At 64.5% G+C, this 14,083-nt stretch carries 11 protein-coding genes; 4 read left to right on the plus strand and 7 right to left on the minus strand.

From position 1 onward, the window contains the following. Nucleotides 1-123: 123 nt before the first annotated feature. Entirely contained in the window at nt 124-1,869 is a 1,746-nt protein-coding gene (locus GH665_RS03090; RefSeq protein ID WP_153134622.1) for a PQQ-binding-like beta-propeller repeat protein, read from the plus strand. Between the two features lie 59 nt (nt 1,870-1,928). On the opposite strand, the gene GH665_RS03095 is transcribed toward GH665_RS03090, so the two are convergent. Continuing rightward, nucleotides 1,929-3,374 carry an NYN domain-containing protein gene (locus tag GH665_RS03095; protein WP_153134623.1) on the minus strand — a complete coding sequence of 482 codons (1,446 nt, stop codon included), beginning with the start codon at nt 3,372-3,374 and terminating at the stop codon, nt 1,929-1,931. 70 nt (nt 3,375-3,444) lie between these two features. Then, a complete protein-coding gene (gene clpP / locus GH665_RS03100; RefSeq protein WP_153134624.1) occupies nt 3,445-4,071 on the minus strand; it encodes an ATP-dependent Clp endopeptidase proteolytic subunit ClpP in 627 nt (208 codons plus the stop codon). Nucleotides 4,072-4,286: 215 nt separating this feature from the next. Between clpP and GH665_RS03105 the strand changes: the two genes are divergently transcribed. Next, nucleotides 4,287-5,261: a sigma-70 family RNA polymerase sigma factor gene (locus GH665_RS03105; RefSeq protein ID WP_153134625.1), complete on the plus strand. Its 975-nt coding sequence runs from the start codon at nt 4,287-4,289 to the stop codon at nt 5,259-5,261. Here the strand turns inward: GH665_RS03105 and GH665_RS03110 are convergent. The 3 genes from GH665_RS03110 to GH665_RS03120 all read right to left on the minus strand — a co-directional run bounded on the left by GH665_RS03110 (nt 5,217) and on the right by GH665_RS03120 (nt 9,764). Continuing rightward, nucleotides 5,217-6,491, minus strand: a complete 1,275-nt coding sequence (locus GH665_RS03110; RefSeq protein WP_153138201.1) for an EAL domain-containing protein — start codon at nt 6,489-6,491, stop codon at nt 5,217-5,219. The two genes, GH665_RS03105 and GH665_RS03110, sit on opposite strands and share 45 nt — an antisense overlap. 284 nt (nt 6,492-6,775) lie before the next feature. Then, nucleotides 6,776-8,239: a multidrug transporter subunit MdtD gene (gene mdtD, locus GH665_RS03115; protein ID WP_153134626.1), complete on the minus strand. Its 1,464-nt coding sequence runs from the start codon at nt 8,237-8,239 to the stop codon at nt 6,776-6,778. Nucleotides 8,240-8,336: 97 nt separating this feature from the next. Next, nucleotides 8,337-9,764, minus strand: a complete 1,428-nt coding sequence (locus tag GH665_RS03120; protein WP_153134627.1) for an aminotransferase-like domain-containing protein — start codon at nt 9,762-9,764, stop codon at nt 8,337-8,339. Nucleotides 9,765-9,943: 179 nt separating this feature from the next. Here GH665_RS03120 and GH665_RS03125 point away from each other — a divergent pair, with 179 nt between their 5' ends. Continuing rightward, complete coding sequence (locus GH665_RS03125) at nt 9,944-10,249, plus strand: DUF2917 domain-containing protein (protein ID WP_030101128.1); 306 nt, start codon at nt 9,944-9,946, stop codon at nt 10,247-10,249. Between the two features lie 77 nt (nt 10,250-10,326). Here GH665_RS03125 and GH665_RS03130 read toward each other — a convergent pair whose 3' ends face one another. Continuing rightward, nucleotides 10,327-11,562, minus strand: coding sequence for a citrate synthase (locus tag GH665_RS03130; RefSeq protein ID WP_153134628.1), 1,236 nt, complete (start codon nt 11,560-11,562; stop codon nt 10,327-10,329). A gap of 125 nt (nt 11,563-11,687) precedes the next feature. Here GH665_RS03130 and GH665_RS03135 point away from each other — a divergent pair, with 125 nt between their 5' ends. Beyond that, entirely contained in the window at nt 11,688-13,079 is a 1,392-nt protein-coding gene (locus GH665_RS03135) for a CoA transferase (RefSeq protein WP_153134629.1), read from the plus strand. A gap of 85 nt (nt 13,080-13,164) precedes the next feature. Here GH665_RS03135 and GH665_RS03140 read toward each other — a convergent pair whose 3' ends face one another. Further along, nucleotides 13,165-13,911, minus strand: coding sequence for a GntR family transcriptional regulator (locus GH665_RS03140; RefSeq protein WP_028197916.1), 747 nt, complete (start codon nt 13,909-13,911; stop codon nt 13,165-13,167). Nucleotides 13,912-14,083: the final 172 nt, after the last annotated feature.

Consider the following 14,083-nt stretch of genomic DNA (forward strand, 5'->3'; position numbering starts at 1 on the left):
TGGCGGTGCCGCGCAGCCCGCGAACGCCACTCCGCCCCTGCCGACACACGCCGTTTCTGACTTCGCCGCGCGACGTAGCCCGAACGTAGGGAGTCGGCCGGGCATCGTGCAAGCGAGGCGACCATGCAGCGACGGCGAACCGGCACGTTCAGTCCGAGTGTAGTGTCCCGGGTGTGTGAGTGGCTGGCGGTTGCATTCGTTGCCGTCTTCTTCCTTTCTTGCGGTGGTGGTTCGGGAAGCGGGTCGGGTCCGCTCTCGGGTTCGGCCGCCGGTGGCACCAACAGCGGCGGCGGCTCGACAACGGGTGGCAGCACGAGCGGGACCGGCTCAACCGGTTCAGGCGGCATGGCCACAGCCACGACGGCCTACGCGACCGACGTGCTGATGCATCACAACGATCTCGCTCGCACTGGCCAGATGCTTGCCGAGACGACCCTCACGCTCGCGAACGTCAATTCGGCGAGCTTCGGCAAAGTCGCGTCTCTTCCCGCGGACGGCAAGGTTGACGCACAGCCGCTGTTCGTCACCAGTCTGTCGCTCGGCGGAACGCCCCACGACGTGGTCTACGTGGCGACCGAACACGACAGCGTGTACGCCTACGACGCTACGACCTTCGCGCAATTGTGGAAAGTTTCGTTGATCGGCAACGGCGAAACACCCAGCGATGACTTTAGTTGTCCCGACTTCACACCGGAAATCGGCATTACGTCGACACCGGTGATCGACCGCAATCGCGGCCCGAACGGCGTCCTTTATGCCATAGCGATGACCAAAGACAGCAGCGGTGCGTACCATCACCGTCTGCATGCGCTCGATCTGACGACCGGTGCCGACACACTGGGCGGCCCGACCGAGATCGCGGCGACCTACCCGGGCAACGGCGCGGGCAGCGTCAACGGTGTGATTACTTTCAATCCAGCGCTGCATACCGAGCGCGCGGCGCTCACGCTGGTTGGCGGCAACCTCTATATGGGCTGGACCGCGCATTGCATGGCGGGTGCGTATACCGGCTGGCTGATGGCCTACAGCGCCGACACGCTGCAACAGACCAGCGCCCTTAACATCACGCCGAACGGCAGCCAGGGATCGATCTGGATGGCCGGCTCGGGGATGGCGTCGGACGGCACCTCGATTTACGTCGTGGACGGCAACGGCACGTTCGGCACCACGCTCAACGCGCAGGGTTTCCCGGTCGACGGCGATTTCGGCAACTCGCTGATGAAGCTGTCGCTGGGAAACCTGCAGGTCACCGATTACTTCGCGATGGATAACGTCGTGGCCGAGGCAAACGCCGACAACGATTTCGGTTCGGGCGGCGTGATGCTACTACCGGATCAGACGACCGCAAGCGGCGTCGTCAAGCATCTGGCGGTGGCGGCGGGCAAGGACAATCTGATCTATGTCGTCGATCGCGACTCGATGGGTAAATTCAGTCCGACGGCGAACAATATCTGGCAGGTGTTGACCGGCACGCTCGCCGGCGGCATCTGGGGATCGCCGGCTTACTACGCGGGTGTGGTGTACTACGGCGGCTTGAACGACAACCTGAAGGCGTTGCCGGTATCGGGTGCGTATCTCGCGACCACCGCCGCATCGAAGAGTCCCACAACGTTTGCCTATCCCGGCGCGACACCGGCCGTGTCGGCCAACGGCAGCAGCAACGGCATCGTCTGGGCGGCGGAAAACGGCACGACGGGTGCCTTGCACGCGTACGATGCCAGCAACCTCGCGAGCGAGCTATACAACAGCAATCAGGCCGGCACGCGCGATCAATGGGGGGCTGGCAACAAGTTCATCACACCGATGATCGCGCGCGGCAAGGTGTATGTCGGCGCGACCAATGGGGTGGCGGTGTTTGGTTTGCTGTAGGCGGAGCTGCCGCACTCACATTGCGTTAGTGTCAGTACATGTCACGCAATGTGGGGGGCTTATTCCGCGTCGCTCGTTGCCGCTGTCTTGCGTGGACGGCGACTGCGTGGAGCCGCTTTGCGCGCTGCCTTTTTAGCGGCCACAGGCGGTTTTTCTTCGGCGACAGACGCGGCCGGCGCTTCAGCAGGCGCCGCGATTTCCGGCACCTCGTCGATCTTTCGCGGGCTTGCCTTCTTCGTTTTTTTCGCGGCTGTCTTGCGCGGTGCGCGTTCCTTGCGGCGCTTCGGTTGAGTGCCGTTCGCTTCCTGCGCTTCTTCGACGGCCGGCGCGGCGGGTTCCGCTGCAAAGGCCTCCGGTTCTGCCCAAGCCGCTTCTGGCCGTTCGAAAACGGACTCACCGGCCGACGGCGTAGGCGCGTGCACGGCTTCCGCTTCTGCGGGACCCCGCGCGTGGCTGCCGCGCTCGAGCGCCGCGCGTTCTTCGTGCGCCGTTTCCTGCTGGCCACGACCCGGCTTGCGATTGCCACGGCTTCTGCGGCGCGACTCGTGCTTGTTGCCCGATTCGGCCACTACGGTGTCGGCAAATTGCGCCTCAACGACCTGTTCCACCGATTCGCCCGATTCACCCGCTCCGGACGGCTCGGTCACGTTCTCGGCGACCACATTCGCAGCCGTGCCCCGGTAAACATACGCACCCGACTTCTCGTCGCGGCCGAACTCGAGCAGTCCGCGCGCCTGCGCCTCTTCCAGCAGATTGCCGAAAGCGCGAAAACCGTAGTACGTCTCGTTGAAATCCGGCTTGCGGCGCTTGATCGCGTTCTTTAGCACCGAGGCCCAGATCTTGCCGCCGTCGCCACGTTCGGACGCGAGCGCGTCGAACGTTTGCACCGCGATCTCGACCGCTTTGGTGCGGCGCTTCTCGAGGTCTTCCTTGTTGCGCGACTTTTCTTCGTCGGGCGCGCGTTTGGCTGTCTGCTGCGCGGCCTGTTGCGGGCGTGACGATTCCCGTTTGGCGACCGTGCGCTGACTTTCGCGCACGAGGTCGTCGTAAAAGAAGAACTCGTCGCAGTTGGCGATCAGCAGATCGGAGGTGGATTGCTGCACGCCGACGCCGATCACCTGTTTGTTGTTTTCGCGCAGCTTCGACACCAGCGGCGAAAAGTCCGAGTCGCCGCTGATGATGACGAAGGTGTTGACATGCGATTTCGTATAGCAGAGGTCGAGCGCGTCGACCACGAGCCGGATGTCGGCCGAATTCTTGCCTGACTGGCGCACGTGCGGAATCTCGATCAACTCGAAATTAGCCTCGTGCATCGCGCCTTTGAAACTCTTGTAGCGGTCCCAGTCGCAATACGCTTTCTTCACGACAATGCTGCCTTTGAGCAGCAGACGTTCGAGCACCAGCTTGATGTCGAACTTGTCGTACTTCGCGTCGCGCACACCGAGCGCCACGTTTTCGAAGTCGCAAAATAGCGCCATGCTGACGGTTTCGTTGGATGACGCCATGAATATCTCCATTGAAGCGATCGTCAAATTCGACGAATCGCGACCATGATAGCGATTCCGGCGCCGGCGATCAGCTTTTGTGTTGCGCGCGTGTTTCCAGCACCTCGTCGACGAGGCCATACGCCTTGGCGTCGTGGGCCGACATGAAGTTGTCGCGATCGGTGTCGCGGACGATATCTTCGATGCTGCGCCCAGTGCACTCGGCCATCATCGCGTTGAGGCGTTGGCGTTGGTAGAGCACTTCTCTTGCCTGGATTTCGACGTCCGCAGCCGTGCCCTGGCTGCCGCCGGACGGCTGGTGAATCATGATGCGCGCGTTCGGCAGCGCGAAGCGTTTGCCGTGTTGTCCGGCGGTCAGCAAAAACGTTCCCATGCTGGCGGCAAAGCCGGTGCACAAGGTGGACACCTCGGGCTTGATGAATTGCATCGTGTCGTAGATGGCAAGGCCGTCGTACACTGAGCCGCCCGGCGAATTGATGTAAAAAGAAATATCCTTGTCGGGATTCTCGGATTCCAGAAACAGCAATTGGGCGACGATCAGACTCGCCGACTGTTCATTCACCGGGCCGACCAGAAAAACGATCCGCTCGCGTAGCAGGCGCGAATAAATGTCATAGGCGCGCTCGCCGCGGCCGGACTGTTCGATCACGGTGGGCACAAGGCCGAGGCCGGTGATGGCAGGATAGCTGGAATGCATGTTTACCTCGTTTGGGACGGTAAGTAAGTTGCCGGCAGCAGCGAGCGGCACGGTGCGGTGACCGATTCGAACCGCCGCGCGCCGTTTGCGCGGGTTGTTGTCCGTATGACGAGGGGGAAGGCGGCCGTGTGACGGGAATATTTTTTCGCCGGCCTGTCACATCGGCGAGGGCTCGGGCGTCAAGCTGGAAAGGATGCAGATCTGGAGGTGTACGCATGACAGAACAGGCAATCGACAAGGCATCCCGCTTCGAGGCCGTGCGCGCCCGCCTGGTCGCGCTGGCGTACCGGATGCTCGGCAGCCGCGCCGAGGCGGAAGACGTGGTGCAGGACGTCTGGCTCAAATGGCATCTCGCCGATACGCGCGAGGTGCGGGCACCGGCTGCCTGGCTCACCACGATCACCACGCGCGCGGCCATCGACCGGTTGCGCCACGTGCAGCGCGAACGCGCGTCACAGGCCGCCGGCTGGTTGCCGGAGCCCTGGCTCGACGAGGTGGCGCCCTCGGCGGAGGACCTCGCGTTGCGCGCGGCGGAGATGTCGTACGGCGTGATGCTGCTGCTCGAGCGGCTGAAGCCCGACGAGCGGGCAGCATTCGTGCTGCACGAGGCTTTCGATTGCGACTACGCGGAGATTGCAAAAATCCTCGACCGCACGCCGGCCGGTTGCCGTCAGATGGTCCACCGGGCCAAAGCGCGTTTGCAGCGTGAGGGCGCGCCGCTCGAACGGCCCGATCCCGCCGCGCATGCACGGGTCGTCGAGCGCTTGCGCGCCGCGCTGGAGGCGCAGGATCGGGTGAGTTTGCTGCGTCTCTTTAGCGACGCACCGGAAGTCGTCAGCGACGCGCCGGTGTGCACGCAGGAACGGGCACCTGTGGCCTGGGGGGATACGGTGACAGCGCTCGCGCAGCAGGCGAGCCATGCAGAGACGGTGTCAGTGGAAGGCGCAATGGGTATTGCGCTGCTCTTCGAAGGCGAGGTCGTCGGGGTCATCGACGTGTCCACGCAGATTCTTGCGGACGGCTCGGTCAAAATCGTCGCGTTGCGCGCTGTCACCCGCGCGGCGCGGTTGCAGGCAGTCAATCGCGTGCTGGGGCGCGCGGCCATCGTGAAGCTGCTCGCGCGAATCCAGCACCACGCTGCCGTGTCAATTACGATGCGCAGCGACTTCCCAGTTAATGTCGACGCATAGCACCTGGGTGCCGTGCGGCGTATGCGCGGCGATCGAAGCTGTCACGCACAGGTGCGCTTCGTTGATCGACAGGTAAGGCGGCGTGAGGTGCACCTGATCGGGCACGCGCATGGCCTGAATGAAATACGGCCGGCGTTCCCAACTCGCGCCTTCCGAATGCAGCAAGGGCCGGAAGCGCTTCGCACGTTGCGAAGTGCGGCCCGGCGGCAGTACGTTGTCGCCGATTTGCCGCCCCGAACCGTCGAGCACGAAGCAGCGTGCCGTTTCACCGAGCGCAAGCAATGGCGCGCTCGCCTCGGTAACCGATTCGCCGGCCACGAGTTGGGCGGCCGCCGTTTCCAGCGCCGTGACGTAGGGTGCAAGCCGCGTGGACTGTGCGCGTTCGCGCGCGGCAACCCGTTCGCGCAGCGCCGCGGATAGGGAGTCCATCAGGCCGGCCGCCGCTTGCGGTTTCACCGGCTCGACGCTCGGGCCCGCGAAGAACGCGCCCTGTACGAAATCGACGTTGCATTCGAGCGCAATCAGCGCATCGCGCTCGGTGCTCAGCCCGCCCATCAGCACAAGTTGACCGGATTCGTGCAGCAGCGAGACGAGGCCCGGCAGCACGCGCTCGATATGCGAGTGTTCGCTTGCCTGCGCCAGGATGCAGCGGTCGAGCGTGACGATGTCCGGACGCAGATTCCACACGCGATCGATGTTCGAATGCTTCGCGCCGAAGCCGTCCAGCGCGATCAGGAAGCCGGATTTGCGCAACGCGTCGATGATCTCGGCGAAGCGCGTGGTTTCGCCACCTGCCTGCTCGGACACTTCCAGCACCACCCGTTGCGGCGGCAAGCCCAGCGCCTTGAGGCCGGCGAGCAGCGCGTCGCCGTAACTGGTGTCCATCAGCGCCGCCGGGTGCAGGCTGAGGAAAAGCCATTCGTCGTGACTGTCGAATGCGTTGAAATTGCCCAGATGCAGCGATTCGGCGAGCCGTCCGAGTTCCAGCAGGTCGCCGCGCCGTGCCGCCTGCGTGAAAACCTCGTGCGAAGGCACTTGCAGCGCATGTTCGTCGTGGGCGCGCAATGAAGCGTGATAACCGATCGCGCGCCGGTGCGACACCGAGAAAACCGGCTGGAACACGCTGAAGACGGTGTAGCCGCCGTACAGAACGGTGCGCCGGGAGCCTTCGTCGCCGGCCATCGGGCGCGGTGGCTGGAAACCGGGAGGATCGAGTTCGATCATGCTCATCATGTCAGTCGTGTCTGGAGGTGGCGGCGCGCCTGCATGCTCGGCACGAGTCCGCACGCGCAAATTGTGAGTTTACAGGATAGGCGAGCAAGAACTATGCGCGAGCGGAAACACGCTGCGCGCGCCCGGTTACCACGGTCAGTACGCCGATTGTGCGCCAGCGCGGCCGCGAAAGCGACGGTTCGCACATTGGTGGTGCGGTCCGCGCCCCGTTGCGGGTCGGTGGCGGCTAACGGTGAATCGCGGTAGCGCTATCGCGGCAACGCTGCCGCCCGTCGCAAAATTTAGGTCCGCTCTGAAGGATCGGTCTTTTTCGCGGGTGTGCGGATGTCCGGCGACAGTTGCGCGAAGATCCACGACGAGCCCGCGGTGATGATGCCGACACACAGGAACGTCGCATGGAACGCCGGCAGCGAGTTGGCGGCCGTCACGCGCGGCAGGAGGCCGGTGAAGGTCGCGAGCAAGGCGCCGGCGACCGTTACGCCGAGACTCATCGACAGCATTTGCACCAGCGAGAACAGGCTGTTGCCGCTGCTCGCGCCGCCGGTGCCGAGATCCTTGAGCGTTAGCGTGTTCATTGCGGTGAACTGCATCGAATTGACGCCGCCGAAGAACGCCAGTTGCACGAGCCGCAGCCACAGCGGCTGGCCGGCGCTGGTCAGCGCGAAGCTCGCCATGGTCAGGCCCACTAGCACCGTGTTGACGATCAGCACGCGCCGGTAGCTGTATCTGACGATCAGCGTCGTGACGAGGCGCTTGGCCGCCATGCCCGCGGCCGCCACCGGCAGCATCATCATGCCGGCTTCGAAAGCGCTATAACCGAGACTCACCTGCAATAGCAGCGGGATCAGATACGGCATCGCGCCGCTGCCGATCCGCGCGAACAGATTGCCGAGCAGCCCGACGCTGAAGGTGTGGATCCGGAACAGGTCGAGCGGGAAGATCGGCGCGGGTTCGCGCACCGCGTGCAAACCATAGGCGACGAAGCAGGCGAGGCTCAGGATCAGCAGCACCAGCACGGTGGCGTGCTGGATGCCGAACTCCGTGCGGCCGTCGAGCGCGAACGAAATCGCCACCATGCCGAAGATCAGCAGCAGATAGCCTTTCAGATCGAACTTGCCGGTGTGCTCGTTGCGGCTATCCGGCATGAAGATGAACGTGGCGATGCAACCCACGATCCCCACCGGCACGTTGATCAGAAAAATCCAGTGCCACGAAGCGATCTTCACGAGCCAGCCGCCGAGCGTCGGCCCGATCAGCGGCCCGATCAACCCCGGGATCGCCACGAACGACAACGCCGGCAAATAGCGTTCCGCCGGGAAGGTGCGCAGCACCGCGAGCCGGCCAACCGGCAGCAGCATCGCCCCACCCACGCCTTGCACAATGCGGTAGATCACCAGTTGATTCAGGGTATGCGCGTTCGCGCACAGCAGCGAGCCGACCGCGAAGACGAGGATCGCGCTGAAGAACACGCGCCGCGTGCCGAGTTTGTCGGCGAGCCAGCCGGACACCGGGATCATCACCGCCATGGTCAACGAATACGCGATCACCACCGATTGCATGCGCAGCGGCAACTCGCCCAAGCTCGTCGCCATCGCGGGGAGCGCGGTGTTGACGATGGTCGAATCGAGCGTCTGCATGAAGAAGCCGGTGGCGACCAGCCACAGCATCACCGTGAGCGAGCGGGCCGAAGGTGCCGGCGTGGCCGGGGCGGGAGAGGAGGCGGGCAGGGTCGGCGGCGTGGACATGGAGGGCGGCAGGGCGCGCAGGGACGGACTGGGGACTCGCTATTCTAGGGAAAAGCGGGACCCGGCGCAGCGAACAAGCGCCGGCCGCGATAACGACTCAAGCCGCTCGTGCCGCAGCCGGCAACGCCACGGCAGCATGGAAAAATGCCTGCGCGCGCGGCTCATTGCCGAACGCCGCGTGAATTCTGATCCACGGGCTGACTGCGGTGTTCGGCCGGAAATAGCTGCCGGGAATCACTGTCACGCCGAGCGGCGCGGCACATGCCACGAACCGTTCGGAGTTGTCGACGTGCGGTACACGCGCCCATACAAATTTGCCGCCGACGGGTTTGTCGAACAGCTCCCAGCCGGCATCTTCGAGTGTCTGGATGGTCGATCCGAGTGCGTCGCGCATGCGGCGGCGCAGACGCTCCAGATACTTGCGGTACGCGCCGCGCTCCAGCAGCGACACCGCGACCGCCTCGGCAAAACGCGACCCGCCAATGCTCGTCAGCATCTTGATGTCGACCAGATCCTTGATGATCGTGTGGCTTGCCACCACACAGCCGATGCGCAGCGAAGACGACAGCGTCTTCGACAGGCCGCCCACGTAGATCACGTGCTCGAGCTGGTCGAGGGTTGCGAGGCGGTCGGTGACGTCGCTCTGGAAGTCGGCGTAGATGTCGTCTTCGATGATCTTGAAGCCGTGTTCGCGCGCCAGTTGCAGCAGCCGGAACGCGACCGGCGGCGCGACCGTGGTGCCGGTCGGATTGTGGAACACCGTGTTGATGAACATCAGCTTGGGCCGGTGCAGTTGCAACTGTGCCTGCAATACGTCGAGATCGGGGCCGTTGCGGGTGCGTGGAATGCCGATCAGCTTCACGCCGTGCAGCTTCAGCAGACCGTACAGATTGTAGTAACCGGGGTCCTCGACGAACATCGTGTCACCGGCTTTGAGCATGTAGCGCATCAGCAGATCGAGCGCCTGGCTCGCGCCGTTCGTGATCAGAATCTGCGAGGCGTCTGCCTGAATCCCCAACTGACCGATGCGGCTTTGCAGATGCTCGCGCAAGGTCAGATTGCCGAGCGGGGTCGCGTAGTCGACCATGCTTGCGGCGTCGGTGCGCGATACGTGGCGGATCGCCTGCGCGAGGCTATCCATGTCGCGCCACGCGTCCGGAATGAAGCCGCTGCAGAGCTTGAGCGTTTCACCCGGGTGGTTGAACTGCTGGAGAAGGTGCCCCGATTCGTCCTCGGCGCGGCGCGGGTCCGAGGTGCCCTGGCACTGCGTGCTGGCCGGCTGGCGCTCGGAGACATAGAAGCCCGAGCCGTGGCGCGAGTCGACGTAACCGAGCGACACCAGCCGGTCGTAAGCCTCGATCACGGGGAAACGGCTCACCTCGTAGTCGGCGGCAAACTGGCGGATCGACGGCAGCTTGGCGCCCGGGTGAACCGTACGCGACCGAATCCAGGTGGTGACGCTAGCGACGATCTGTTCGGTGAGCGGCACACCGCTATCCCGATCGAGTTGGATTTCGAGTTTCATGGTTCTTTCCTTCAACGGATAGCGGGTCCGCCGCACGCTCTTCTGAAGCGTGTTTACCCCAACTGTCCGTTTTTTCGACTGAACAGTTCCGATGAAAGTGTTCGGAACTGTGCATGGGTATCTGATGATCGCACGTCAATAATCCATACAACAGGAAAGTTCTTCGAAGGAGAAAAGCGATGCGTGAAGTCCGTATTTTCGAAATGGAACATGACGAGCCCGCGGCGGCCTGGCGTGTCGCGCGTCCGTCCACCTTCAAGGCGATCTCGGGCGAGATCTGGCTGACTGTTGAGGGTGAGCATGACGATCACTGGCTGGCAACGGGGCAATCGATCGAGTTGCCGCGCGGCGCGGTGGCGTGGGTCAGCGCCGGGCGGGCCGGTGCGCGGTTCGCGCTGGCTAGCGGGTCGGAACACCTGGCCATGCGGTCACTGCGCGGGTTGCCGGGCTTGAACTGGCTGCCGCGTTGGCTGGGTGTGGCGTAAGGTGGAGCCACGGCTGCGTGTACTGCCGCGGCTGAGGTAAGCACGGATTACGTGCGGCATCCGCTCAAGGCCGCGCCTCAGCCGGCCGCATCAACCTCCCCGATATAGCGCGCGCGTGGCCGGATCAACCGGCCGTCGCGCGTCTGTTCGATTGCATGGGCAATCCAGCCGACCACGCGGCCGAGCGCAAACAGCGTGAATGCGGCGCCGGTCGGCAGACCGAGTACCCGTTCGATCGCGGCCAGGGCAAAGTCGACGTTCGGCCCCACGCCGGTCGTGTCGCGCACCGCGCGCGCGAGCTTTTCCACTTCGGCTAGCGGCGAGCGGGCCGGCGCGCAGTCGGCAAGCATCCCGAGCAGCAGACGTGCGCGCGGATCGCCTTGCGGATACAGCAGATGACCGAAGCCCGACAGCACGGGCCGATGCATGCTCTGTTCGTGGTGCGCAAGCCGGTTCGCCAGATAGCGATCCAGATCGGGCGCGCGCGACGCTTCGTCGAAAAGCGCGGCAATCCTCACTGTCTCGCCACCATGCCGCGGGCCGGCCAACGCGGCCAGACCGCCGGCCACCGCGCCGAACAGGTGCGTTCCCGTCGACGTGATGCAGCGAACCGTGAAGGTCGACGCGTTCAGTTCATGATCGGCGCATGCCACCAGCGCAGCGCGTAGCAGCCCGGCCTGCTGACGGTTGCGCACGTTCCACGCCGAAGCCAATTGCCGGTGCAGCGGTTCGTTCGACGGCGCCGCCGAGACCATCGCCGCCGCCAGCAAACGCATGACCGAGCACGCGGTATCGAGTTGCGCATCGCGGCCGAGCGCCCATACCCGCGGCATTTGCGCCGCGGCGGCCGGCAGCAGCACGAGCGCGCGGTCGAGCGGCGTGCTGTCGCTCCAGAGCTTGAGCCACGCCGCCCACTGAGCGGTGGCGAACGGTACGGCCGGCGCCTCGGCGATACGTCTCGCACTGCATTCCCACAACAGCGCCGCGACCTCTTCCAGTGACGCCGTGCGCGCCAGTTCCATCGCGTCATGTCCGCGATAGAGCAGGCGCCCCTCGGCCACCAGCGTGATAGACGATTCGAGCACCGGCACGCCCCAGTCCAGCACCTTTTGCGCGACCTTGCCGGCACGCTTGCCGTCTTCCTTGCGCCGCGCGAGCCGCCGCACTTCGCCGGCATCGTAGAGCCGGCGCTTGCCTTGCGCATCGGGCGACGAACTTAGCATGCCGCGGCTGACATACGCGTACAGGGTAGGCAGGCTGATGCCGAGTTCGGCGGCGGCTTCGGCAGCGGTCAGAGTAGGGGCGAGTGGCATGGAAACGCGTGGAAACCGAAGAAATCAATATATATTGATTATCATAATCAAGATTGATTGCGGCAAGGCGGAATTCTAGACTCGGTTCACTTTCTTTCTGTTCCAACCTGAACGAGATGAACGCCATGACGCCTGAACTCGCGCTCAAACATATCTGGACGACGGCGGGATGCGACCCGACTGCGTTGAAGTCCGTGTCGCTTGCCGGTGCTGATCCGGGGCTGCCGTCGGTCTATCGGGTCGGCACGCTGGCCTCGGCGACCATCGCCGCCGCGGGTCTTGCCGCGGCCGAATACCAGCGCTTGCGCACGGGGCATCGGCAACACGTTACGGTTGAGATGCGGCGCGCGCTGGCCTCGTTTCGCAGCGAGCGCTATCTGCGCATCGACGAGGGGCCGCCGCCTGCCTTGCGCGATCCGGTGATGGGTTTCTATGCGACGCGTGACGGCCGCTGGATTCAACTGCATACCAACTTTCCGCATCATCTTGCCGGGGTATTGCAGGTGCTCGGCTGCGCGAACGATCGCGCGGCAGTGGCCGAGGCCATTCGCGGCTGGGATGGCGCGACGCTCGACCAAACGCTCGCCGACGCCGGCTTGTGCGCCGCCTTGATTCGCTCACCCGACGAATGGGCCGCGCTCGATCAGGCAAAAGCGATTGCGAGGCTGCCGCTGTTCGAGATCGAGCGCATTGGCGACGCACCGGTCGAACCGCCGCGCCGGGACGGTGCGCAGCGGCCGCTGGCGGACGTGCGGGTGCTGGATCTGTCGCGGATCATTGCCGGGCCGGTGGCGGGGCGCGCGCTCGCGCAACATGGCGCGGACGTGTTGATGATCAACGGTCCGCACTTGCCGAACATTGCGCCGCTGGTGATCGACAACGGACGCGGCAAGCGTTCGGCTGTCGTCGATCTGCGCGATGACGCCGGGCGGGAAACGTTGCGTGGCCTCGCCGGCGGCGCCGACGTGTTTTTGCAGGCGTATCGGCCAGGCGCCCTGACGGCGCACGGGTTTGGTCCCGAGGAACTGGCGCGGGTGCGGCCGGGGATCGTCTATGTTTCGGTTTGCGCTTATGGGCACACGGGACCGTGGGCCGGGCGGCGCGGCTTCGATAGCCTGGTGCAGTCGGCAAGTGGGATTGCCGTGACTGAGCGCGACGCGGCGGGATGGACTGAGCCGAAGCATTTGCCTTGTCAGGCACTGGATCACGCGACGGGCTATCTGGCCGCTTTCGGCGCGATGGCCGCATTGGCGCGGCGCGCCACCGAAGGCGGGAGCTGGCACGTGCGGGTGTCGCTCGCGCAGACCGGACGATGGCTGCAGTCGTTTGGATTGTTGCCGGACGGCTGGAAGACGCCCGATGTTTCGATCGACGACGTGCGGGATTGCCTTGCGGCTGTTGAGTCCGAGTTTGGGCGTGTGCTCGGCGTGCTGCCGGCCGAGCGGCTGGATGAGACGCCCGCCGGTTTCGCGTTGCCGCCGGCCAGGATCGGGGCGCACGAGGCGAAGTGGGCGTGAAGACGGTTTGCCGGCCACGCGCCGGCTTTTACCCGCATGGCGCCTGGCCGCAGGCGCCGCGAAAAATCGCCGCCTGAGCGGAAAACTACTTCCTCAACTCCGCCACGAAATCATAGTAATCGTTGCGGCAGTAGGTATCGGTCAGCTCGATCGCGCGCTGATCCGCCGTGTACCCGACGCGAGTAATCAGCAACAGCGCTTCGTTATTCGCAATGCTCATTTGCTGCGCGATCTCTTCATTCGCGTTCACCGCGCGAAAATGCTGCAGCGCGCGCACGATCGTCAGTCCGCGACTTTCCAGGTACGAGTACAACGACTCGCCAATTGCCTGAGGATCGGGAATCACCGCAGCCGGGAACGTGGAGTTTTCCACGGCCATCACGATGCCGTCGGCGAGGCGCAAGCGGCGCAGGCGCGTCACGGCTGCTGCCGGGGACAAGCCCAGTTGAATCACTTCATCGCGGTTGGCCGGCGAAATTTCCCGCGACAGCCACTTCGAACTCGGTGTAAAACCGCGCCGCCGCAGCATTTCGCTGAAACTCGACAGACGCGACAGTGGATCTTCGTAGCGTGGCGTGATGAAGCTGCCGGCGCCCTGGGTGCGCCGGATCAATCCCTGTTCGACCAGCAGGGCAATGGCTTTGCGCGACGTGATCCGCGACACACCGAGCGCTTCGGACAGCACGCGCTCGGAGGGCAGCGCCTCGCCCGCGTTCCAACGGTTTTCGTGAATCGCAGTGCCGAGCTTGCGCGCGAGTTGCAGATACAGCGGCGTGTCGTTTTCCGGGTCCGGGCGCAGATCGCGCCAGCGGTCTTCCGAGGCAGAGGTCATGGGGCTCACGCAAGAAGGGCAAGCGGCAATTCTATGACATCGGCGCGCTCCGTTATAGCGGGCTTTTGCCGGAAGCCCGATCCGCTGCCCGGGCAACCGCTAAACTCGTCCCTATGATTTCCGTAGCGTCCGCCTGCGTCACCGCGGCGGCGGCCACGCGTTACTCCCCATC

It is taken from the genome of Paraburkholderia agricolaris (assembly GCF_009455635.1).
Taxonomy (GTDB): domain Bacteria; phylum Pseudomonadota; class Gammaproteobacteria; order Burkholderiales; family Burkholderiaceae; genus Paraburkholderia; species Paraburkholderia agricolaris.

What these genes read in the sequence shown, in the direction of transcription:
- GH665_RS03090 (WP_153134622.1), top strand. Translation starts at nt 124, where the DNA reads ATGCAGCGACGGCGAACCGGCACGTTCAGTCCGAGTGTAGTGTCCCGG.
- GH665_RS03095 (WP_153134623.1), bottom strand. Translation starts at nt 3,374, where the DNA reads ATGGCGTCATCCAACGAAACCGTCAGCATGGCGCTATTTTGCGACTTC.
- clpP (WP_153134624.1), bottom strand. Translation starts at nt 4,071, where the DNA reads ATGCATTCCAGCTATCCTGCCATCACCGGCCTCGGCCTTGTGCCCACC.
- GH665_RS03105 (WP_153134625.1), top strand. Translation starts at nt 4,287, where the DNA reads ATGACAGAACAGGCAATCGACAAGGCATCCCGCTTCGAGGCCGTGCGC.
- GH665_RS03110 (WP_153138201.1), bottom strand. Translation starts at nt 6,491, where the DNA reads ATGAGCATGATCGAACTCGATCCTCCCGGTTTCCAGCCACCGCGCCCG.
- mdtD (WP_153134626.1), bottom strand. Translation starts at nt 8,239, where the DNA reads ATGTCCACGCCGCCGACCCTGCCCGCCTCCTCTCCCGCCCCGGCCACG.
- GH665_RS03120 (WP_153134627.1), bottom strand. Translation starts at nt 9,764, where the DNA reads ATGAAACTCGAAATCCAACTCGATCGGGATAGCGGTGTGCCGCTCACC.
- GH665_RS03125 (WP_030101128.1), top strand. Translation starts at nt 9,944, where the DNA reads ATGCGTGAAGTCCGTATTTTCGAAATGGAACATGACGAGCCCGCGGCG.
- GH665_RS03130 (WP_153134628.1), bottom strand. Translation starts at nt 11,562, where the DNA reads ATGCCACTCGCCCCTACTCTGACCGCTGCCGAAGCCGCCGCCGAACTC.
- GH665_RS03135 (WP_153134629.1), top strand. Translation starts at nt 11,688, where the DNA reads ATGACGCCTGAACTCGCGCTCAAACATATCTGGACGACGGCGGGATGC.
- GH665_RS03140 (WP_028197916.1), bottom strand. Translation starts at nt 13,911, where the DNA reads ATGACCTCTGCCTCGGAAGACCGCTGGCGCGATCTGCGCCCGGACCCG.